The sequence below is a fragment of the Bradyrhizobium sp. USDA 4341 genome, from assembly GCF_054063755.1.
Genome location: NZ_JBSSGO010000002.1, coordinates 4,792,135 through 4,813,274 on the forward strand (window position 1 = coordinate 4,792,135; position 21,140 = coordinate 4,813,274).

The 21,140-nt window shown below is 65.4% G+C and carries 19 protein-coding genes; 9 read left to right on the top strand and 10 right to left on the bottom strand.

Annotated features, from left to right (window positions below; genetic code table 11):
* Nucleotides 1–146: 146 nt before the first annotated feature.
* The 6 genes from ACVIGB_RS28735 to ACVIGB_RS28760 form a co-directional block, all read right to left on the bottom strand.
* Complete coding sequence (locus ACVIGB_RS28735) at nucleotides 147–1,346, bottom strand: ABC transporter substrate-binding protein (RefSeq protein WP_092119682.1); 1,200 nt, start codon at nucleotides 1,344–1,346, stop codon at nucleotides 147–149.
* A 136-nt stretch (nucleotides 1,347–1,482) separates the two neighbouring features.
* Nucleotides 1,483–3,321, bottom strand: coding sequence for an AMP-dependent synthetase/ligase (locus ACVIGB_RS28740; RefSeq protein WP_456720115.1), 1,839 nt, complete (start codon nucleotides 3,319–3,321; stop codon nucleotides 1,483–1,485).
* Nucleotides 3,322–3,475: 154 nt separating this feature from the next.
* On the bottom strand, nucleotides 3,476–4,255 hold the full coding sequence (locus tag ACVIGB_RS28745; protein WP_173640269.1) for an ABC transporter ATP-binding protein: 780 nt from the start codon (nucleotides 4,253–4,255) through the stop codon (nucleotides 3,476–3,478).
* Between the two features lie 10 nt (nucleotides 4,256–4,265).
* Nucleotides 4,266–5,024 carry an ABC transporter ATP-binding protein gene (locus ACVIGB_RS28750; protein ID WP_092119690.1) on the bottom strand — a complete coding sequence of 253 codons (759 nt, stop codon included), beginning with the start codon at nucleotides 5,022–5,024 and terminating at the stop codon, nucleotides 4,266–4,268.
* Nucleotides 5,021–6,172: a branched-chain amino acid ABC transporter permease gene (locus ACVIGB_RS28755; RefSeq protein ID WP_456720114.1), complete on the bottom strand. Its 1,152-nt coding sequence runs from the start codon at nucleotides 6,170–6,172 to the stop codon at nucleotides 5,021–5,023. Before ACVIGB_RS28755 ends, ACVIGB_RS28750 begins: the two co-directional genes overlap by 4 nt.
* Before the next feature lie 10 nt (nucleotides 6,173–6,182).
* A complete protein-coding gene (locus ACVIGB_RS28760) occupies nucleotides 6,183–7,058 on the bottom strand; it encodes a branched-chain amino acid ABC transporter permease (RefSeq protein ID WP_028336612.1) in 876 nt (291 codons plus the stop codon).
* A gap of 293 nt (nucleotides 7,059–7,351) precedes the next feature.
* On the opposite strand from ACVIGB_RS28760, the gene ACVIGB_RS28765 reads away from it, so the two are divergent.
* Both ACVIGB_RS28765 and ACVIGB_RS28770 read left to right on the top strand, forming a co-directional pair.
* Nucleotides 7,352–8,104, top strand: a complete 753-nt coding sequence (locus tag ACVIGB_RS28765; protein WP_092119695.1) for an ABC transporter ATP-binding protein — start codon at nucleotides 7,352–7,354, stop codon at nucleotides 8,102–8,104.
* Complete coding sequence (locus tag ACVIGB_RS28770) at nucleotides 8,101–9,621, top strand: permease (RefSeq protein WP_456720113.1); 1,521 nt, start codon at nucleotides 8,101–8,103, stop codon at nucleotides 9,619–9,621. The genes ACVIGB_RS28765 and ACVIGB_RS28770 overlap by 4 nt, the downstream gene beginning before the upstream one ends.
* Nucleotides 9,622–9,629: 8 nt before the next feature.
* On the opposite strand, the gene ACVIGB_RS28775 is transcribed toward ACVIGB_RS28770, so the two are convergent.
* Nucleotides 9,630–10,568, bottom strand: coding sequence for an alpha/beta fold hydrolase (locus ACVIGB_RS28775; protein ID WP_456720112.1), 939 nt, complete (start codon nucleotides 10,566–10,568; stop codon nucleotides 9,630–9,632).
* A 174-nt stretch (nucleotides 10,569–10,742) separates the two neighbouring features.
* Between ACVIGB_RS28775 and ACVIGB_RS28780 the strand changes: the two genes are divergently transcribed.
* The 6 genes from ACVIGB_RS28780 to ACVIGB_RS28805 all read left to right on the top strand — a co-directional run bounded on the left by ACVIGB_RS28780 (nucleotide 10,743) and on the right by ACVIGB_RS28805 (nucleotide 16,636).
* Nucleotides 10,743–11,558, top strand: coding sequence for an MBL fold metallo-hydrolase (locus ACVIGB_RS28780; RefSeq protein ID WP_456720111.1), 816 nt, complete (start codon nucleotides 10,743–10,745; stop codon nucleotides 11,556–11,558).
* Nucleotides 11,559–11,680: 122 nt separating this feature from the next.
* Nucleotides 11,681–12,676 carry an aldo/keto reductase gene (locus tag ACVIGB_RS28785; RefSeq protein WP_456720110.1) on the top strand — a complete coding sequence of 332 codons (996 nt, stop codon included), beginning with the start codon at nucleotides 11,681–11,683 and terminating at the stop codon, nucleotides 12,674–12,676.
* Nucleotides 12,676–13,137, top strand: coding sequence for a MerR family transcriptional regulator (locus ACVIGB_RS28790; protein WP_092119706.1), 462 nt, complete (start codon nucleotides 12,676–12,678; stop codon nucleotides 13,135–13,137). The genes ACVIGB_RS28785 and ACVIGB_RS28790 overlap by 1 nt, the downstream gene beginning before the upstream one ends.
* Before the next feature lie 33 nt (nucleotides 13,138–13,170).
* Nucleotides 13,171–14,559 (top strand): MFS transporter, encoded by a 1,389-nt coding sequence (locus ACVIGB_RS28795; protein WP_456720109.1) that lies wholly within the window; start codon nucleotides 13,171–13,173, stop codon nucleotides 14,557–14,559.
* 83 nt (nucleotides 14,560–14,642) lie between these two features.
* Entirely contained in the window at nucleotides 14,643–15,692 is a 1,050-nt protein-coding gene (locus tag ACVIGB_RS28800) for an amidohydrolase family protein (protein WP_456720108.1), read from the top strand.
* A gap of 11 nt (nucleotides 15,693–15,703) precedes the next feature.
* Entirely contained in the window at nucleotides 15,704–16,636 is a 933-nt protein-coding gene (locus ACVIGB_RS28805) for a GNAT family N-acetyltransferase (RefSeq protein WP_456720107.1), read from the top strand.
* Between the two features lie 213 nt (nucleotides 16,637–16,849).
* Here ACVIGB_RS28805 and ACVIGB_RS28810 read toward each other — a convergent pair whose 3' ends face one another.
* The 3 genes from ACVIGB_RS28810 to ACVIGB_RS28820 all read right to left on the bottom strand — a co-directional run bounded on the left by ACVIGB_RS28810 (nucleotide 16,850) and on the right by ACVIGB_RS28820 (nucleotide 20,036).
* The gene (locus ACVIGB_RS28810; RefSeq protein WP_456720106.1) at nucleotides 16,850–18,106 is read right to left on the bottom strand and encodes an aminopeptidase; all 1,257 of its coding nucleotides are present in this window, start codon (nucleotides 18,104–18,106) and stop codon (nucleotides 16,850–16,852) included.
* Between the two features lie 118 nt (nucleotides 18,107–18,224).
* On the bottom strand, nucleotides 18,225–19,586 hold the full coding sequence (gene pcaB / locus ACVIGB_RS28815; RefSeq protein WP_456720105.1) for a 3-carboxy-cis,cis-muconate cycloisomerase: 1,362 nt from the start codon (nucleotides 19,584–19,586) through the stop codon (nucleotides 18,225–18,227).
* Nucleotides 19,587–19,646: 60 nt separating this feature from the next.
* Complete coding sequence (locus ACVIGB_RS28820; RefSeq protein WP_456720104.1) at nucleotides 19,647–20,036, bottom strand: carboxymuconolactone decarboxylase family protein; 390 nt, start codon at nucleotides 20,034–20,036, stop codon at nucleotides 19,647–19,649.
* Nucleotides 20,037–20,173: 137 nt separating this feature from the next.
* Between ACVIGB_RS28820 and ACVIGB_RS28825 the strand changes: the two genes are divergently transcribed.
* The gene (locus ACVIGB_RS28825) at nucleotides 20,174–21,133 is read left to right on the top strand and encodes a Bug family tripartite tricarboxylate transporter substrate binding protein (protein WP_456720103.1); all 960 of its coding nucleotides are present in this window, start codon (nucleotides 20,174–20,176) and stop codon (nucleotides 21,131–21,133) included.
* The last annotated feature ends 7 nt before the right edge of the window (nucleotides 21,134–21,140 follow it).

Here is a 21,140-nt window from a genome sequence, read left to right on the forward strand (position 1 = left end):
CACGACGTCATTGCGAGAAGCGAAGCGACGAAGCAATCCATGTTTCCTTTGCGGAGGTATGGATTGCTTCGCGGAGCCTGTCATCCGGCGGCGCTTCGCGCCGACCGGGTGGCTCGCAATGGCGTCCGGTTGGAGTGCTGGACCCCTCAGAACATCAAATTGTCCTTCACCAGCACCCAGCGGCCGCCCTTGACCTGCTGCACCTGGGTGATGGTGTTGGCGAGATGATCGGTCTTGGAGAACTTGGTCGGCGGCGAGCTGAAGATGTCGAGGAACTTGTCGCCTGACTCCAGCGCGTCCAGCATCTTCTGGCCGGTGAGATCCTTGCCCGCCTTCTGCGCGTAGAACGCGAAGGTCATCACCGCGTTGTAGCCGATGATCGCCTGCGTGTTGGCCTCGCTGTTGAACATCTTCTTGTAGTTGACGAGCCAGTCCTTCACCTTGCCCTTGGCGGTGTCCTCGTAGGGAATCTCGAAGCCCGACGCGGCGTAGAGGCCCTCGACCGCTTCCTTGCCGAGCGCCGGCACTTCGAGCACGTTGGTCGGCGTGGCGCCGAGGAAAGTGACGTCCCAACCGAGCTTCTTCGCCTCGTTCATCGCGCCGATGGTCTCGCGGATCACGGTACCGAGCACGACGAGATCGCAGCCGTCGGACTTCATCTTGGCGACCTGCGCCGAGAAGTCGGAGGCGCCGCGCTTGTAGCTCGTGACCGAGGCCGGCTGCACCTTCATCGCGCCGAGCTGCTGGGTGAAGCCGTCGAGCACGTTCTTACCGTACTCGTCGTCCTGGTGCATGATGCAGGGCTTCTTGAAGTTCTTCCACTCCATCATGTATTTGATCGCGGCGCGCGTGCTCTCGACATAGGGCAGCAGGTTGTTGAACTTCAGCCGCTCCTGCGGCTTGGCGGGATCGAACTTGAAGGTGAATTCGGCGGCGGTCAGCGGGAACAGCTGCAGCACGCCGGCGTCGAACAGGATGTCCTGCGCGGCAAGCACGGTCGGCGAGCCCATCGGGCCGATCATCGCGAAGACCTTGTCGCGCTCGACCATCTTCTGCGAGGCCAGCACGGCCTTCTTCGGGTCGTAGCCGTTGTCCTCCAGGATCATCTTGATCTTGCGGCCGTTGATGCCGCCGCTGGCGTTGATTTCCTCAACCGCCATCTTCATGCCGTTGGACACCGGGACGCCCCAGACCTTGATCGGGCCGGACAAATCCTGATGCGTTCCGATCACGATCTCGGTCGGCGAGATGCCTTCATTGGTGACCTTGGTCTGGGCTGCGGCCGGCAGACAGGTCAGCGCCAGCGCGCTCACCGCAAGGCCCAGCGCCTTCAGCGATTTCGACATTGCAGTCTCCTCCTTACATGGCCCATGTTGAGCGAAGGGTCGGGCCTGCTCGCTCCCTCGCCAATTCCTCGTCGTCGCCTCTCTCCTTGAGCATGATCTATTCGGAAAACCGCTTCGCACTTTTCCGGATCATGCTCTACGCAACCGCCCGCGCGCCATACATGGCGTCGATCTCGGCCGCATAGCGCTTGTTCACGAAATTGCGCTTCAGCTTCATGGTCGGCGTCAGCTCCTCGTCCTCGGGCGTGAGCTGGCGCTCGATCAGGTAGAATCTCTTGATGGTCTCGACGCGCGCGAACTTCGCGTTGACCGCCTCAATCTCGCGCTGGATCAGGTCCTGGATCTCGCGGGCATGGCACAGGCTCGCGTAGTTGGTGAAGGGGATATCCTGGTCCTGGGCGTATTTCTCGACATTCTCCTGATCGATCATGATCAAGCAGGTGAGATACGGCCGCTTGTCGCCGATCACGACCGCATCGGAGACATAGGGCGAGAATTTGAGCTGGTTCTCGATCTCGGACGGTGTGATGTTCTTCCCGCCGGAGGTGATGATGATGTCCTTCATCCGGTCGGTGACCTTCACATAGCCTTCATTGTCGATCACACCGACGTCGCCGGTGTGCAGCCAGCCTTTCGCGTCGATGGTCTCGGCGGTCTTCTCCGGCTGGTTGAGATAGCCCATGAACAGGAAGTCGCCCTTGATCAGGATCTCGCCCTTCGGACAGATCATCACCTCGCCCCAGGGCGCGGCCTTGCCCACCGAGCCGAGCTTGATGCGGTCCGCCGGCATCATGGTCGCGACGCCGCAATTCTCGGTCTGGCCGTAGACCTCGCGCATGTCGATGCCGAGCGCGAGATACCAGCGGATCAGATCCGGCGAGATCGGCGCCGCGCCGGTCAATGCGATCCGGCAGCGGTCGAGCCCGAGCATGCGGCGGATGTTGCGGAACACCAGCCAGTAGGCGGCGCGGTTGGCGAGCCGCAGCGACAGCGGCGGCGTCTCGCCCTCCAGCCGGCACTCGGTCATCCGGTTGCCGATCGCAAGCGCTCGGGCATACATCCAGTTCTGGAACGGGGTCGCGTCCTTCAGCGCGATGGTGATCCCGGAATAGAACTTCTCCCAGATCCTGGGCACCGCAAGGAATGCGGTCGGCTGCACCTCGCGCAGATTGTCCGGCACCGTCTCCGGGCTCTCGGCAAAATTCATCACCGAGCCCAGCGCGAGCGAGATGTAGTAGCCGCCGACCCGCTCGGCGACATGGCAGAGCGGCAGGAACACCAGCCGCTCCTCGCTGTCGGTCGAAGGGTAGAGATCGTTGGCGTGGCGCATCTGGTGCGTCACGCTGCGGTTGGAGTGCATCGCGCCCTTGGGCGGGCCTGTCGTGCCCGAGGTATAGACCAGGATCGCGAGATCGGAGGCAGTGCGGCTGCCGGTCATTTCATCCCACAAGGCATCACTGCCCTGCGCATGATTGCGGCCGAGCGCCGTGAATTCGGCGAGCGACAGCACCATCGGATCGGAGAAGCCGGAGAGGCCCTCCATGTCGAACACGACGATCTTTTCCAGCGTCGGACAGCGCGACCGGCAGGTCAGCATCTTGTCGAGCTGCTCCTCGTCCTCGACGAACATCACCCGCGTGCGGGAGTCATTGACGAGGTATTCGACCTGCGCCGCCGAATCGGTCGGATAGATGCCGGAGGACACGCCGCCGGCGCACAGGACGCCCATGTCGGCATAGACCCATTCCGGCACCGCGTTGGCGATGATCGAGGCGACGTCGCCGGGACGGAAGCCGGTCGCATGCAGGCCGAAGGCGATGTCCCTGGAGATCTGCAGCCATTCGCGCCAGCTGGTCGGCTGCCAGATGCCGAACTTCTTCTCGCGGACCGCGGGCCTGTCGCCACGCGTTTGCACCGCGAGCAGAAAGCTCCTCGCGATCGTGTCGGCAACCGTCAGCACCGCTGGTCCTGCCATGCGCGCTCCCTCCTCTGCCGCTTGCCTCACCCGCCGGCTCGAATGCCGGTCTTGTTCGCGAAGCAGGCCCGAAATCTAGCTCCAACTGGCTCTCAGCGCCAAACCTTCCTCGGCCAACTTTAGTCGACGCCAACCTTCGTCAACGCCGACCTTCTCAGCGCCACGTCTTCTTCTTTTTCCAGCGCCGCTCGCCCCGCGCGCCGGCTTCCTTGGCGCCGAGGTAGAACTCCTGGATATCGGGCGAATTCAACAGCCGTTCGCAGGTGTCGTTCATGACGACGCGGCCGATCTCGAGCACATAGCCGTAATGCGCCGTTTCCAGCGCGATCTTGGCATTCTGCTCGACCAGCAGGATCGACATGCCCTGCTCCTCATTGACGCGGCGGATGATGGTGAAGATCTCCTTCACCAGGATCGGCGACAGCCCGAGCGACGGCTCGTCCAGCAGCAGCAAGGTCGGCCGGTTCATCAGCGCCCGTCCGATCGCAAGCATCTGCTGCTCGCCGCCCGAAAGCTGTCCGGCCGGCTGGCCGAGCCGCTCCTTCAGCCGTGGAAAATAGCCGTAGACGCGTTCGAGGTCCTGCGCCACACCGTCGCGGTCCTTGCGCAGATAGGCGCCCATCATCAGGTTTTCGCGCACCGACAGGAACGGAAACACCTCGCGTCCCTCCGGCACGTGGCTGAGGCCGAGCCGCACGATCCGGTCGGCCTCCATGCGCTGGATCGGCTTGCCCAGGAATTCGATCGAGCCCTTCTGCGGATCGAGGATGCCGGAGATCGTCTTCAAGACCGTGGTCTTGCCGGCGCCGTTGGCGCCGAGCAGCGTCACGATCCGGCCGCGCGGCACCTCGAGGCTGATGCCGCGGATCGCCATGATCGGCCCGTAATAGCTCTCGATGTTGGAGAGCTTCAGGATGATGTCTGCTGCGCTCATAGCATCATCCTCATGCGCCGAGATACGCTGCGACGACGTCGGGATGGTGCTGCACCTCGGACGGCGAGCCCATCGCCAGCACGCGGCCGTAGTTCAGCGCGATGACGCGGTCGGAGACCCGGTTGACCAGCGTCATGTCGTGCTCGACCATCAGCACGGTGATGCCGAGCTCGCTCTTCATGTCGCGGATCCAGAACGACATGTCGTCGGTCTCCTCGACATTGAGGCCGGACGACGGCTCGTCGAGCAGGATCAGCTTCGGCTCCGAGCACAGCGCGCGCGCCAGCTCGATCACCTTGCGCACGCCGTAAGGCAGCCCCGAGATCAGCTTGTCGCGGTACGGCTCGAGATCGAGGAATTCGATCACCTGCTCGACCCGGCGGCGATGCGCCTTCTCGCCGGCCCGGACGCTCGGCAGGAACAAGAGTTCCTGCCAGAGCTGGGTGGTGGAATGGCGGTGGCGGCCGACCAGCAGATTGCTCAGCACGGTCGCATTCTCGAACAGCTCGATGTTCTGGAAGGTGCGCGCGATGCCGAGCCGGGCAATGTCGTAGGCCGGCTGCTGGGTGATGTCCTGATCCTCGAAGAAGATCTTGCCCGAGGTCGGCGGATAGATCCGCGAGATCAGGTTGAAGATCGAGCTCTTGCCGGCTCCGTTGGGCCCGATGATCGAGAGGATCTCGCCCTTCTCGACCGCGAAGCTGACCGCATCGACGGCCTTGAGGCCGCCGAAATGCAGGGACAGGTTCTCGGCGCGGAAATAGCTCATCGGTTCCGCTCCGATTTCACGTAGATCTTCTGCCGCTTGAAGGTCGCGCGCTTGTACAGCGGAAACAGCTGGAAGAAGAGCTTGATCTTGAGCCAGCGGCCATAGAGCCCGAGCGGCTCGAACAACACGAACACCACGATGATGATGCCGTAGATCGCGCCCTTCAGCCCGTTGGCGGAGGCGAAGGCCGCAACCGCATCCTGGATGTGGCCCGCGCGTTCCGTGCCGGCGCCGAACGTGGCCGCGACGCCGCCGATCACGCCGGGCATGTCGTCCTTCAGGTAGGTCAGGAACGGATCGATCATGACCAGGAAGATCGCGCCCAGCACCGCGCCATGCAGGCTGAAGGTGCCGCCGATCAGGATCACGATGATGAACTCGATCGAGAGTTGCAAAGTGAACATCTCGGGCGAGATGAAGGAGAGCTTGTGGGCGAACAGCACGCCGGCAAAGCCCGTGATCGCCGCCGAGATCGCGAACGACTTCACCTTGTAGAGCGCGACGTTGATGCCCATGCTGCGCGCCGCGGTCTCGCTGTCGCGGATCGCGACAAAGGCGCGCCCGGTCGGCGAGCGCAGCAGATTGAGCGTGCCGACGATGGTCAGCACCAGCACCGCAAGGCAGAGATAATAGAAGGTCGGGCCGTCGCGCGACACCGTGGTGCCGAGCAGTTGAATGGTCTTGACCCGCATGCCCTCATTGCCGTGGGTCACGCTTTCCCAGCGCGCCAGGATTTCCTCGACGATGAAGGCAAACGAGATCGTGGCGATCACCAGATAGATGCCCTGCAGCCGCAGCGCCGGAAATCCGACCAGCGCGCCGACCACGCCGGTCAACAGCCCCGCGGCGAGGAAATAGACCGGAAACGGCACGTTGAATTGCTGCAGATAGGCCGCGGTGTAGGCACCGATCGCCAGAAACGCGGCATGGCCGAGCGAGGCCTGTCCGGTGAAGCCGGTCAGGATCAACAGCCCGACGCCGACGGTCGCATAGATACAGACGAAGACGACCTGGCTCATCAGATAGCTTGAGAGCACGTAGGGCGCGATCAGCAGCACCGCCAGCAGCAGGCCGTAGGAATAAATATAGCCGGAATGCGGGAACAGCCTGATGTCGTCTTCATAGTCGGTCTTGAAGAGAAACCGCATGCGTTACCCCTCAAACCTTCTTGCGAACGTGAAGGCCGAACAGGCCCTCGGGCTTGAGCAGCAGCACCGCGAGCAGCACGATGTAGGGCGCGACGTCCTTCCATCCCTGCGGCAGATAGAAGCCGGCCATGCTCTCGATCACGCCGATCAAGACGCCGCCGACCACCGCACCCGGGATCGAGCCGAAACCGCCGAGCACCGCGGCGGGGAACGCCTTCAATCCCAGCACCAGGCCGACATTGGAATGGATGAAGGTGATCGGTGCCAGCAGCACGCCGGCGCAGGTCGCCACCGCCGCCGAGATCGCCCAGACGATCGAGACCACGCGCTTGACCGGGATGCCCATGTAATAGGCAGCCAGCATGTTCTCGGAGCTGGCGCGCATCGCGGTGCCGAGCGTGGTGCGGTTGAAGAACAGATAGAGCAGTGCACACAGGATGATGGTCGCCGCGATCACTGACAATTTGTCATAGGCGAGCACCAGGCTGCCGATCCTCAAGACGCCCTGGCTGAACGGCGTCTCGATCTTGAAGTCGTCGGTGCCCCAGATCATGCCGGAGACCGAGCGCAGGAAATAGCCGAGCCCGATCGTCGCCATGATGATGGAGAACTGCGGATAGCCGAGGATCGGCCGCACCACCAGCCGCTCGGCCAGCATGCCGAACAGCGCCATGCAGATCACCGCGCCGGCGAAGCCGACCCAGTAATTCAGCCCGAGCATGCCGATGAAGGTGAAGGCGAAAAAGCCGCCCAGCATCATCAAATCGCCTTGCGCGAAATTGACGACCTCGGTTGCCTTGTAGACCAGCACGAAGCCGAGCGCGATCAGGCCGTAAACGCAGCCGAGCGCGATGCCGCTGACGAGCTGCTGAACAAAGTCCAGCATCGTTCCCTCCCCGATGCCCGGCGATTCTTCCCGATCGCTCGTTGCATCCCGCCTTCGCACCCCTGTGTCGGAAGCGCTGAAAGCTGCCTATGTCCGCCCCGATTGAGCCAAAAGGCCCGATCCCTGTCAACAAACGGCTGATCCGGCTGTATCATCACATTTGCGGAGATATGCCGCAGCACGGACTAATACGGATATCGCGTTCGATTTGCCCTGTGCGATTCACTGCACCGAAACGGTTTTTGTCCAAGCTTACGCAACCGACGAGCGAACTCCCGGATCGCCAACGCACCATGACTTCGGAACTGTCCGCACTCGCCGTGCGAGGGTTAACCAAGCGTTTTGACCGCCCGGCGGTCGACGCGCTCGATCTCACCGTCCGTGTCGGTGAATTCTATGCGCTGCTCGGTCCGAACGGCGCCGGCAAGACCACGACGCTGCGCATGGTGGCGGGGCTATTGCGGCCCGATGCCGGCTCGGTGTCGATCCTCGGCATCGATGCGCTGGCCGACCCGGTCTCAGCCAAGCAGATCATGGCCTGGGTGTCCGACGAGCCGATGATCTACGATAAGCTGACGCCGCTGGAATATCTCGAATTCGTCGCCGGCCTGTGGGGCATCGACCCCCGCACGTCGGAGAAGTCGGCGCGCAATCTCCTGGTGTCGCTCGGGCTCGAGCCGCATCTCAACGCGCGCTGCGAAGGCTTCTCCAAGGGCATGCGCCAGAAGGTGGCGCTCGCCGGTGCGCTGGTGCACGATCCCCGCCTGATCATTCTCGACGAGCCGCTGACCGGCCTCGACGCGCTGTCGGCGCGCCACGTCAAGGGGCTGTTGCAGGAGCGCGTCCGCGCCGGCTGCACCGTGATCATGACCACCCACATTCTCGAGGTCGCCGAGCGCATGGCCGACCGCATCGGCGTGATCGCGGCCGGCAGGCTGATCGCCGAGGGCACGCTGGCCGAGCTGCGCGAGCAGAACGGCCGCAACGACACCACCCTCGAGGACATGTTCATCGCGCTGGTCGATACCGAGGCAGCCGCCGCGTGAGCTCGACCGCCCATCTCACCTGGTTCGCCCGCCACGAATTCCGCCTGGCCTGGCGCGAATGGCTGGCGATGATGACCGGCGGCCGGCGCCGGCGCAATCGCGCCGTCATCGGCCTGCTGATCTTCGCGGCGATCCTGCATCTGCCGGCCTATGCCGTGGTCGCCCGCTATGTCGACCTGCGGTTTCCGCTCGATCCGTCCTCGCTGATCGTGCTGACCGCGACGATCTTCCTGTCCTGGGCGCTGATGCTCTCGCAGGCGATCGAGTCGGTGACGCGGGTGTTCTACGCCCGCGCCGATCTCGACCTGATCATGTCGTCGCCAGCAAAGCTCACCAACATCTTCTCGATCCGGATCGCCGCGATCGCGCTGACGGTGAGCAGCATGGCGCTGCTGCTGTCGACGCCGTTCATCGACGTGCTGGTGTATCTCGGCGGTGCACGCTGGCTTGCCGGCTTCGGCGTCGTCCTTGCGATCGGGCTGTCGGCGGCGGCCGCGGCGATCGCCGTCACCGCGTTGCTGTTTCGCCTGATCGGACCGGGCCGGACGCGGCTGGTGGCACAGATCGTCTCCGCCGTCATCGGCGCCGGCTTCGTCATCGCGTTGCAGGTCGTCGCCGTGCTGTCCTACGGCACGCTGTCGCGCTTTGCCTTTCTGACCTCGGAGACCGCGGCACGAATTGCCCCGGCCCCCGACAGCCTCGTCTGGTGGCCGGCGCGCGCATCGCTCGGCGACCTCGAAATCATGATGCTGCTGCTCGCCACCGCGCTCGTGCTGCTCGGCGTCGTGATGGCGGTGTTCGCGCCGCGGTTTGCCGACACCGTCGCACGCGTCGCCGCCAATCCGGCGACGGTCACGCAAGGACGCGCCCGCGCGTTCCGGACCGGCTCGCGGCAGCAGGCGCTGCGGCGCAAGGAATTCTTGCTGCTGCGCCGCGATCCGTGGCTGCTGTCGCAGAGCCTGATGCAGATGCTCTATTTGCTGCCGCCGGCGCTGATGCTGTGGCGAACCTTCTCCGGCACGTCGACCGCGATCGTGCTGATCACGCCAGTCATCGTGATGGCCGCAGGCCAGCTCGCCGGCGGGCTGGCCTGGCTGACCATCTCGGGCGAGGACGCGCCCGATCTGGTGGCGACCGCGCCGCTGCCGCCGTCGCGCGTGACCCGCGCCAAGGTCGAGGTCGTCCTGCTCGCGATCGCCACCGTTTTCGCGCCGCTGGTGGCCGCGCTGGCGTTCGCCTCGCCGGGGCAGGCCGCGGTGACGGCGATCGCGATCGTCATCGCGACCGCGTCCGCCGCCGCGGTCCAGCTCTGGTTCCGCGCGCAGGCCAAGCGCAGCCAGTTCCGCCGGCGCCAGACCTCCTCCCGCATCGCCACCTTCGCTGAAGCCTTCTCCTCGATCGGCTGGGCCGCAACCGCAGCGCTGGCCCTGACGATCCCGATGGCCGCGTTCGTCAGCGGCATTCTGACGCTGTTGACGCTTGCGACAGCCTGGAAGATCAGCCCGCGCCGCGCGTAGGAACCACGCTAGCCCTTCACCAGCTCCATCACCGCCGCGGCGAACGCCTCCGGCGCTTCCTGCGGCAGATTGTGGCCGGCGCCCGGGATCACGCGATGCGCCCGGCGGGCGGTGTATTTTGCCGCGCTGGCGCTGCCGTCGCGCGCAGGCGTCACGCCGTCATCGGCGCCGTCGAGCGTGATGGTGGGGACCGTAATCACCGGCAGCGCGTCTAGCCGCCGCTGCAAATCCGCATATTGCGGATCCCCGGCGACAACGCCGTAGCGATGCCGGTAGCTGTGGATCACCACGTCGACATAATCGGAATTGTCGAATGCGACCGCGGTCCGGTCGAAGCACGCATCGTCGAACACCCAGCTCGGCGACCATTGCGACCACAATATCTTGGCGATGCCGCGCCGGTTGGCGGCAAGCCCCGCCCGCCCCCGCTCGAGCTGGAAGTAGTACTGATACCACAGCGGCACCTCGCGCTCGGGACGCGCCGGCACCATAGCGTTCGCGATGTCCTGGATCATGTAGCCGTTGGTGCAGACGAGCCCGATGCAGCGCTCCGGCCACAGCGCTGCACCGATCGAGGCGGCGCGGCCGCCCCAGTCGTAGCCGGCAAATACCGCGCGCTTGATGCCGAGCGCATCCATCAGCGCCATCAGGTCGGCTCCGACCGCCGCCTGCTCGCCCGAGCGCGGCGTCGCCTTGTCGCGGAACACCGTCGGGCCGTAGCCACGCAGATAGGGCACGATGACCCGGCAACCCTGCGCCGCCACCAGTGGGGCGACGTCCACATAGGAGTGGATGTCGTAGGGAAACCCGTGCATCAGCATGACGGCGGGACCGTCGGCCGGACCAGCCTCGTAATAAGCGATGTCGATCACGCCTGCGTCGACATGGCGCAATGGCTCGAGCCGTTTGGTGGACGATGCGCGCGGCGCGGAGCTATTGTCAGTCACGCAGAACTCCCTGATCGCTGTGATCTGCGCGGCATGATAGCGCCTGCCAACGCAATAATCGCCCGGATCGTATTGCAGCCTACGCCATGGAGCGATGCGCCGGCGTCATCATGACGACACGCCAATTGCGCGATAGTCTGACGCCGGCGGATATCGCCGGAGACGGAACAGCTCATGCTGAGATTGCTTGCCGCGCTCGCTTTGCTGGGATCATTGACCAGTCACGCCCTGGCGCAGGACACCCAGCGCAGCGAATGCCCGGCGATGGCCAATGCAGCGCCACGCGCCGTCCCGGTGAACTACCGGAGCGTCGCGGCCAAAGCGGATGAGGTCGCGATCACCTATGCCGGCCATTCCACCTATTACATTGACACGCCCGGCGGCATCAGGATCGCGACCGACTACAACGGCGTCTATCAGACCGGGCGGTTGCCCGACGTCGCGACCATGAACCGCGCCCACGCGACGCATTACACGCTGTTTCCCGACCCCGGGATTCCGCACGTGCTGCATGGCTGGGGCGAGAACGGCCAGGCCGCGCATTACGGGATGCGGATCGGCGACGTCTATATCCGCAACGTCACCACCGACATCCGCCGCTATTGGGGCGAAGACTCCGGCGGCGAGATGATCAGGGACGGCAACTCGATCTTCATCTTCGAGGTCGCCGGCCTCTGCATCGGCCATCTCGGCCACCTCCACGTCAAGCTCGACGACAGCCATTTCGCGGCGATCGGCCGGCTCGACATCGTGATGGTGCCGATCGACGGCACCTATACGATGTCGCTCGACGGCATCTCGGAGATCACCAAGCGGTTGCGCGCCGCCGTCGTGCTGCCGATGCACCGGTTCGCCACTCCGCTCGACGAGTTCATGCGCCTGATCGGCCAGCAATTCGAGATCGACCGCCGCGGCGGCGAGCGCACCTTGCGGATCTCGCGCGACACGCTGCCGGCGACCCCGACGGTGATCATCCTCGACGGGGTATAAGGCGCCCGACACCTGCCCCTGACACGATTTCGTGCGCCGGCACTTTCGCGCTTGACCTAGAGTATACTCTAGCTTGTTCACTCGGGATCGTCCGGCAACACCCGGCCACGAGGACCAACCGCATGACACCTTCAAGCAAGCTCCCGCACCGCAGGCTCGGCAATGACGGCCCGCAGGTTTCCGCCGTCGGGCTCGGCTGCATGTCACTGTCCGGCGTCTACGGCGCCAACGACGATACGGCGACGCCCGGCTTCATCCGCTACGCCATCGACCGGGGCATCGACTTCCTCGACAGCGCCGATCTCTATGGCTGGGGCCACAACGAGGAATTGCTGGGCCGCGCGCTGAAGGGCCTGCGCGACAGGGTCGTGATCGCGACCAAATTCGGTCAGGTGAAGACCGCGACCGGACAGGGCGTGGACGGACGGCCCGCCTATGTCCAGCAAGCCTGCGAGGCGAGCCTGAAGCGGCTCAACATCGAAACCATCGATCTCTACTACCAGCACCGCATCGATCCGAACGTCCCGATCGAGGATACGGTCGGCGCCATGGCGCGTCTGGTCGAGCAAGGCAAGGTTCGCCATCTCGGCCTGTGCGAGGCGCGCCCCGAAACCATTCGCCGCGCGCACAAGGTGCACAGACTGGCCGCGGTGCAGACCGAATATTCCCTGCTGTACCGCAGCGAGGCCGAGGAGACCCTGCAGACCACGCGGGCGCTCGGCATCGCCTTCGTCGCCTATTCGCCGCTCGGCCGCGGCTTCCTGACCGGCCAGATCCAGTCGCAGGCCGACATCGCGGGTGATCGCCGCGGCGACCATCCGCGCTTCGCCGGCGATAATTTTGCCCGCAACCGCGATCTCATCAGCGGCATCGTGACGATCGCACGCGAGAAGAATTGCACACCGGCTCAGCTCGTGCTCGCCTGGCTGCTGGCTCAGGGACAGGACATCGTGCCGATTCCCGGCACCAAGCAGCGCAGCCGGCTGGACGAGAACATCGACGCCCTCGACGTGGTGCTTTCGCCGGACGAGCTGGCACGGATTTCAGCAGCCATCCCGGCCGGCGCCGCGGCAGGTGAGCGCTATCCGGCCGGCGCGATGATAGCGGTCTACCTGTGATGGACGCCCGGACACCCGATTTGCAGGCGACGCCGAACGCACTCTACATCGGCGACATCGCGCGGCGCTCCGGCCGAAGCGTGCATACCATCCGCTGGTACGAAGCGCAGGGCCTGATGCCCGGCGTCGTCAGAGACCGCGGCCGCCGCCGCGTCTACAACGACTATCACATCGGCTGGCTGGATCTGATGGAGCGGCTGCGCTTGACCGGGATGTCGATCAAGCAGCTTCGCGACTATACCACGCTCGTGAAGCAGGGCAGCGCGACCTTGCGCAAGCGCCGCGCGCTGCTCGCCGAGCACCAGCTCCGCGTCCGGGCCATGATCGCCAAATGGACCGAAGCGCTCGCGCTGGTCGACGCCAAGATCGAGTTCTACGACGAGTGGGTCGCGGCAGGCACGCGGCCCAAGGTCTCGCCACAGCAGCGCGCCCGCGCCAAGCGGTCCGCCACCAGGGCCTGAACGCCCGGCCAACATCGAATAGCAGGATCCGCCATGGACGATATGCTTCGGCGTAAACCCTTTGCCATGCGCGCATCGCACCGGCTCACACTGCTGACGCTGTGCCTCGCCGTCACGATCGCGCACATCGATACGTTCATCGTCAATCTCGGCGCGCGCGCGATCGGCGATCATTTCGGCGCCGGTGTCGATGAGTTGCAATGGATCGTCGACAGCTACAATCTGGTCTACGCGGTCTCGCTGCTGACCGGCGGGATGCTCGCGGACAGATACGGCCGGCGCCGCATCCTGATCTGCGGCGCCGCGATCTTCACCGGCGCATCGCTGCTGTGCGCGGCCGCGCCATCCGCGCTGGTGCTGATCGTCGGTCGCGCACTCACCGGCGCCGGCGGTGCGCTGATGATTCCGGCCTCGCTTGCGATCATCCGGGTGGTCTGGGACCGGCCGGACGAGCGCGCCCGTGCGCTTGGTATCTGGGCCGCCTGCAACGGCGTGGCCATGGCGCTGGGGCCGAGCCTCGGCGGGCTGCTGATCCCGTGGTTGGGCTGGCGCAGCATCTTCCTGGTGATCGTGCCGTTCGGCCTGCTCGTCGTACTGATGGCTGGGTCGACGATCCCGGAATCGGTCAACCCGCAGCGGCGCGCGGTCGACATTCCGGCCCAGCTCTGCGGTGCATTGGCGCTTGGAAGCCTGACCTATGCCGCCATCACCGCACAATCGGCGCCGGGCGCGATCACCGCAGCACTGATCGTCGCTTCGCTTTCGGTAGCCCAGCTGATCGCCGTCGAAAGAAGGAGAGGGGCCGGGGCGCTGCTGTCGCCGGAGATTTTCAGCGCACGCCGGTTCCGCGCCGCCATGATCGCCACCACGGGCATGACATTCGGCGGGTACGGTATGGTCTTCGTGCTGCCGCTGGCGTGGCAGTCGAGCGGACGGCTCGATGCCGCGGCAAGCGCCGCCGCGTTGCTGCCGATGTCGCTGGTCTTCGTCCTGGTCTCACCGTTCTCCGGCATGCTGTCGGAAAAGCTCGGGCTGCGCGCGGCCACCTCGGGCGGCGTGACGCTGATGTGTGTCGGCCTCCTGATGATTGGCCTCGGTGGCCTGCGACCGGACATCGCCCTGGCCGAGTTCGGACTGGCCATCACCGGCCTCGGGCTCGGCCTCGCTGCGGGGCCGCTCTCGGCGATGGCCGTCGGCGACGTCGCCGCTGCGCGGGCCGGCACGGCCGCGGCGCTGATCAACGTGGCCAGGATCAGCGGCGCGACGATCGGGGTTGCGGTGCTCGGCGCGTGCTACGCGGCAACCGGCGGCGGCAGCCACGGCCTGCTGCTCGCGATGATCGCCGGAAGCCTCGTCCAGTTCGCTGGCGCCGGCGCGGCGTGGATGGTGACAGGGCACGAGGCGCCACGCCTGCGCATTTGACCTGCTCGCGCGCGGCTCGTTATCCTTCGCACAGCCGACATCGGATCGGCGGCCGACAAGAGCAAGAACAGGGAGCATCATCCATGGCCAGCACTCTGCCCGCCTCTGCGAGCGGGCTCTATGCCAATCCGCGCGAAGACTGGCTCGCCCAATACACCGAGGAGATCATCGATCCCAACAGGCCGATCGTCGATCCGCACCATCATCTCTGGGATCGCGGCGGCTTGCGCTATCTGATCGAGGACATGCGCGATGACATCGCCTCGGGCCACAACATCGTGGGGACCGTCTATGTCGATTGCCGGTCGATGTATCGCGCCGACGGGCCGGAGGCGTTCCGCCCGGTCGGCGAGGTCGAGTTCGCCAACGGCGTCGCGGCGATGGCGGCGAGCGGCGGCTACGGCAAGGCGGCGATCTGCGCCGGCATTGTCAGCCACGTTAACCTTCTGATCGGCGACCAGGCCAAGGCGGTGCTGGAGGCGGAAATCGCCGCCGGCAACGGCCGGTTCCGCGGCATCCGCCACTCCTCGGCCTGGGACGAGGACCCCAACGTCGCCCACATGTATGCCAACCGCCCGAAGGGCATCTTGCTGGATGCCACCTTTCGTAGGGGGTTCGCCTGCCTGGCGCCGCTCGGCCTCAGCTTCGATGCCTGGCTGTTCCACCCGCAGATCGGCGAGCTGACCGACCTCGCCCGCGCCTTTCCCGACACCCGGATCGTGCTCGACCATTGCGGTGGCCCGGTCGGCACCGGCCGCTTCGCCGGGAAGCGCGAGGAGACCTTCCCGGTCTGGAAGGCGTCGATCCAGGAGATCGCCAAATGCCCGAACGTCGTGGTCAAGCTCGGCGGGCTGGCGATGTGCCTGCTCGGCTACGACTTCCACCTCCGCCCCAGGCCGCCCTCGTCGGAGGAACTCGCCGCCGCCTGGCGGCCCTATGTGGAGACCTGCATCGAGGCGTTCGGCCCGAGCCGTTGCATGTTCGAAAGCAACTTCCCACCTGATAAGGGACAGTGCAGCTATCAGGTGATCTTCAACACCTTTAAACGGCTTGCATCACAATATAGCGAAGCCGAGAAGACGGCGTTGTTCTTGCAGACGGCAAAGGATGTCTATCGGCTCGATATCGGGTAAACTTGCGACTCATGGATGACAGCATCACCATCCGGCCGCTTCGTGAGGCTGATGCAGAAGCGGTGGTCGAACTCTACGCAAAGGCGGCTGCGGTGGAACCGCGGCTGGGCCCTGTCACGCTGCCGCAGTGGGACCAGTTCCTGAAACTGCCGCAGAACCGTGGCGGCCGCGACTTCCGCATTGCTGAACGGAACGGCCGGCTCCTTGGCCTCGCTGAATCATCGTTGCGCGATCAGGGCGCGCATCATTCCCGGTTCCTCAAGATCGTCGTCGCGCCCGAGATGCGGCGCCGCCGGATTGGCCTCGCGCTGTTCGACGACGTGCTTGCGATCGACACCGATCCCGATCTCACCGTCCAGACGCTGGTGAGCGGCGATTGGCCGGCGGGAATGGCCTTCGTGGCCGCCTTCGGCTTTGTTCATGTCGAGTCCGAAATCGGGATGAAATGCGTCGAGCCGTTGCAGCCGGCACGCACGCTCGCGGCGGCCCGCGCCACCATCGAGCAGGTCAGCGACGTCACCGCCTGCGCCGGCGAGGTGGCCCGCCTCCACAACGCCGCCTATGCCTCGGACTCCGCGTTCCGCCGGTATTCGCCGGAGGAGATGGCGCAGGTCCTGACCGAGAGCGAAGTCTGGATCGCGTCGGAAGATGGCCAGATGTCGGGCTTCTGCCTGACCGAGCCGGAGCGGAACTCGATGTGGATCGAGTCGGTCGCCGTCGATCCGGCACGGCAAGGACGCGGGCTCGGCCAGCTGCTGGTCTATCGCGTGCTGGCCGCGCACGACGTGTCGGTCGAGCATCCCTGCTGGCTCAACGTCTCAAGCCGCAACGCGCCCGCGCTGAAGATCTACCGCCGGCTCGGATTCCGGCCCCAGCACGAGACCTGCCGCTTCAGCGCACCGCGAGGCGAATTGCTCGCCGCGCGGGGACGGCGGTTTCGCTAGTCTAGTCCTGCGGCATTAGTCCGGCAGCCCAGATCTATCCCCCGTCACCCCCGCGCAACGGCTTTGCCGTTGTCGCTGGAGGTGTGAGCGAAGCGAGCCTCGAAGGGTGAACGGCCGGGCTCTCTCCGCACCGCGATATCCGGGCCGTCCATCCTTCGAGGCGCGCAAGGGCGCGCACCTCAGGATGACGGGACTGAGCGGTTAGCTGCTGCCTTACGCCCACTCGCCTTTGCGGAACACCGGCACGCTGCGGCCGTCGGCATGGATGCCGTCGATGTCGGTGTGGGCGGACCCGATCATCCAGTCGATATGGATCAGGCTCTTGTTGCCGCCCTGCTCGGCGATCTGCTGCGGCGTCAGCTTGTCGCCGTTGACGAAGCATTTCGAGTAGCACTGGCCGAGCGCGATATGCGAGGCTGCGTTCTCGTCGAACAGCGTATTGAAGAACAACAACCCGCTCTTCGAGATCGGCGAGGAATGCGGCACCAGCGCGACCTCGCCGAGGCGGCGCGCGCCCTCGTCGGTGTCGAGCACCTTGTTCAACACTTCCTCGCCGCGCGAGGCCTTGGCCTCGACGATGCGGCCTTCCTCGAACTTGACCGAGATATTGTCGATCAGCGTACCCTGATAGGAGAGCGGCTTGGAGCTGACAACGTGGCCGCTGACACGGCGGCAGTGCGGCGTGGTGAAGACCTCCTCGGTCGGAATGTTGGCATTGCAGACAATGCCGTTCTTGGCGGTCGACGCGCCGCCTTCCCATTCATGACCGTCGGCGAGCCCGATCGTGAGGTCCATGCCGGGGCCGGAATATTTCAGCGCGTGGAAGCGCTGGCCGTTCAGCCATTCGGTGCGCTCGCGCAGCCTGGCATTGTGCTGTTCCCAGTTGGCGACGGCACCGTCCTGATCGACCCGGGACGCGGAGAAGATCGCGTCCGCGAGTTTCGCCACCGCGACATCCTCGGCATCATCGGGAAACACCTGCTTCGCCCAGGACGTGCTGGGATAGGCGATGATGTTCCAGTTGGTGTCGAAATTGACGATCTTCTCCAGCGCCGGCTGGTAAGCGATCGAATTCGCCTTGCTGGCGCGCGCCACCTTGGTCGGGTCTTCGCCCGACAGCAGCATCGGATTGTCGCCGACGATCGCAAGCCGCGCGGTGTTGGCGCCGAACGCCTTCGCCATTCCCTCGTAAAGCCAACTCGCGGCGCGATCGAAGCTCGCATCGTTGGCGTAGCGGTAGCGCGCCAGCGTGAGCTCTTCGTCCGAGAAGAACGGGGTCACGAGACCCGCGCCGGCCTTGTAGGCGTGCTCCACGACCCGCCGCACCAGCGGCATCGCTGCCGCGGGCGCCGTCAGCAGCAGATCCTGTCCCGGCTGCAGCTGCAGGCCGACCTTGATCGCGACTTCGGCGAGCCGATCGAGTTTTACAGGATCGATCGAGGCGGAAAGGTTGCGTTGATGTGCGGTCATGAAGTGTCCGGCCGTGTCGTTTGAGGGCTTTGAGGATTCGTAGTCCAATTCGATCCGCATCCGCAAGGTTCCCGCCCGCCGCACCCGATCACGCGACGGCGAGCAATTGCGGCGAATTTTACCGCTTCACCGACGTCAGTACCCTGTCGACCATCTCGGGCGCGAGGCCGAGATAGTTCTTCGGCGCGGTGAGACGGTCGATGGTCGCCCGATCGATCCGGCTCGTGACGCGATCATCCGCGGCCAGCGCCTCGGCCAGCGTCAGACCCCTGTCGTTGGCGACACGGCAGGCGTCGTAGACCACATCATGCGCCTCCTGGCGGCCGATCGCGGGCGCAAGGCCCATCATCACGGCCTCAGCAACGATCAACCCGCGGCTGATGTCGAGATTGCCGGCCATCCGCTTCTCGTCGACGATCAGGCCGCCAAGCGCGAACCTGGCCTGGTGCAGGGCGCCTGCGGTCAGCACGAAGCTTTCCGGGATCGCCATCCATTCGGCGTGCCACGGGCCGGTGGCGCGTTCGAAATCCTGCACCATCGCGTCCAGCATCAAACCTGCATGCTGACGCACCGCCTTGGAAGCGGCGAGCATCAGCTCCGACGAGATCGGGTTGCGCTTCTGCGGCATGGTCGAGGAGGCGCCGCGTCCCTTCACGAAGGGTTCGTAGACCTCGCCGAATTCGGTCGACGCCATGATCATGATGTCGAGCGCGATCTTGCCGAGCGTTCCCGTGACCAGCGCGAGGAAATTCACCGCTTCCGCCAACCCGTCGCGCGCGACATGCCAGGTGGAGACGGGAACGCCGAGGCCGAGTTCCTCGCACAGCGCGTTCTGGACCTCGAAGCCCTTGTCACCCAGCGAGGCCAGCGTGCCGGCGGCGCCGGCGAACTGACCGACCAGCACGCGCGGCTTCAGCTCCGCCAGCCGCGCGGCGTGGCGATCGAAGGCGGCGAGCCAGATCGCGGTCTTGTAGCCGAAGGTCACCGGCAGCGCCTGCTGCAGATGGGTGCGGCCGGCCATCGGCGTGTCGCGGTATTTCTTCGAGAGATCGGCGAGGATGCCGCGCAACGCAGCGATGTCATCCTCGATGATTGTCAGGCCGTCGCGCAGTTGCAGCACCACGGCGGTGTCCATGATGTCCTGCGTGGTGGCGCCCCAATGGACATAGCGGCCGGCCTCGCCGCACTGCTTTGCCATCTGATGCACCAGCGGCAGGATCGGGTAGCCGACGATGTCGGTCTCTTGCCGCAGCAGGTCGAAATCGAACGCGGCGACATCGGTGCGCCTTGCGATCTCCTCGGCCGCTTCCGCAGGGATCACGCCGCAGCGCGCTTCGGCCTTCGCGAGCGCGACTTCGACTTCCGCATAGCGCTGGAGCAGCCGCAGGTCGGAAAACACCTCGCGCATCTCGCGCGTGCCGAAAGCATCGCGAAACAGCACGGAATCGAGCACGGTGGTCGAGGTTGGGAAGGCGGACATGGGCAGATCCTGTTGCCGGTCGCAGTCGGCAACGTCCCTATCACGGCGCAGGCCCGTGCCCTACCCCTCCGCGGGCGCCTCGCCGAACACCTCGGCTGCAATCCTGCTGGTCTCGATCGCGGCCGGAATGCCGCAATACATCGCGACCAGCAGCAGCACGTCCTGCACCTGCGCGGCGGTGCAGCCATTGGCCAGCGCGCCCTTGGCGTGAACGCGGAACTCGGTCGGCTTGCTGCTCGCCGCGGTGATGCCGAGCATCACCAGGCTGCGAATCTGGTCGGATAGGCCGCTGCGCTCCCAGACGTCGCCATAGACGTAAGCATTGATGATGTTTTGCAGCGGCGTGCCAAAATCGCCGGCGGCCGCCATCCGCTTGGCGACATCGACCTCGCCGAACATCTTCTGGCGCCGGCGCAGCCCGCGGGCATGGAGATCGCTGATGTCCACCATCGTCGTCTGGCTCCCCTGTATGAGCTATTTATACGGATAAATATGTCGCACCTCAATATTCCGTTAGGCTTGATGCTTGCCTTTCCGAGCTATTTGTCCGTATAAATTTGCCAAAAGCAGAGGCGGAGGGAACCGGGATGAAGTTACGGCTGGGGCTGCTCGTTGTCCTGCTCGCTGCGCTTCCGGCCCTGCCGGTGCGGGCGGCGGGCGAATTCCCGCAACGGCCGCTCAGGATCATCGTGCCTTTCCCGGCCGGCGCCGGCCCCGACAACGTCGCGCGGCTGGTCGGCCAGCATCTGCAGGACGCGTTCGGCCAGACTGTGCTGATCGAGAACCGCGCCGGCGCGCTCGGCAGCATCGGCGCCCAGGAAGTCGCCCGCAGCGCGCCCGACGGCTACACGCTGTTGATGGGCACCAACACCACCCATGCCAGCAATGTCGCGACGCTCAAGAGCCTGCCCTACGACCCGGTGAAGGATTTTGCTCCCGTGATCCGCACCACCACCACGGCGATGGTGCTGCTGGTCAACCCGAAGCTTGCGGCCAGGGACCTGCCGCAGTTCCTGGCGTACGCCAAGACCAGTCCCAATCTGACCGCGGGCTACGGCTCCGGCGCGTCGCAGATCTCGATCGCGCAGCTGCAATCGCGCGGCGGCCTGTCGCTGATCGCGGCCTCCTATCGCGGCGTGCCGCAGGCAATGACCGACGTGATGGCCGGCGTCATCGACCTGACCTTCGGCGATTTCTCGGTCGCGATCCCGCAGATGCAGGGCGGCACCTTGCGCGGGATCGCCGTGACATCGGCGACCCGCAACGAGCTGACGCCCGGCCTGCCCGCGCTCTCCGAAGCAATGCCCGGCTTCGAGGCCACCATCTGGTACGGGCTGTTCGCGCCCGCCGGCACGCCGGAACCGGTGGTCAACAAGATCTACGCCGAGTGCGCCAAATACCTCGCGATGCCGGAGACCAGGAAGAAGCTCGCCGATGTCGGCGTGATGGTGGCGCCGCTCGCGCCGGCCGAGTTCGGCGTCTTCGTCAAGAGCGAGGTCGTGCGCTGGTCGGCGGAGGTGAAGGCGGCCGGCATCCAGCCGCAATAGCGCGAAG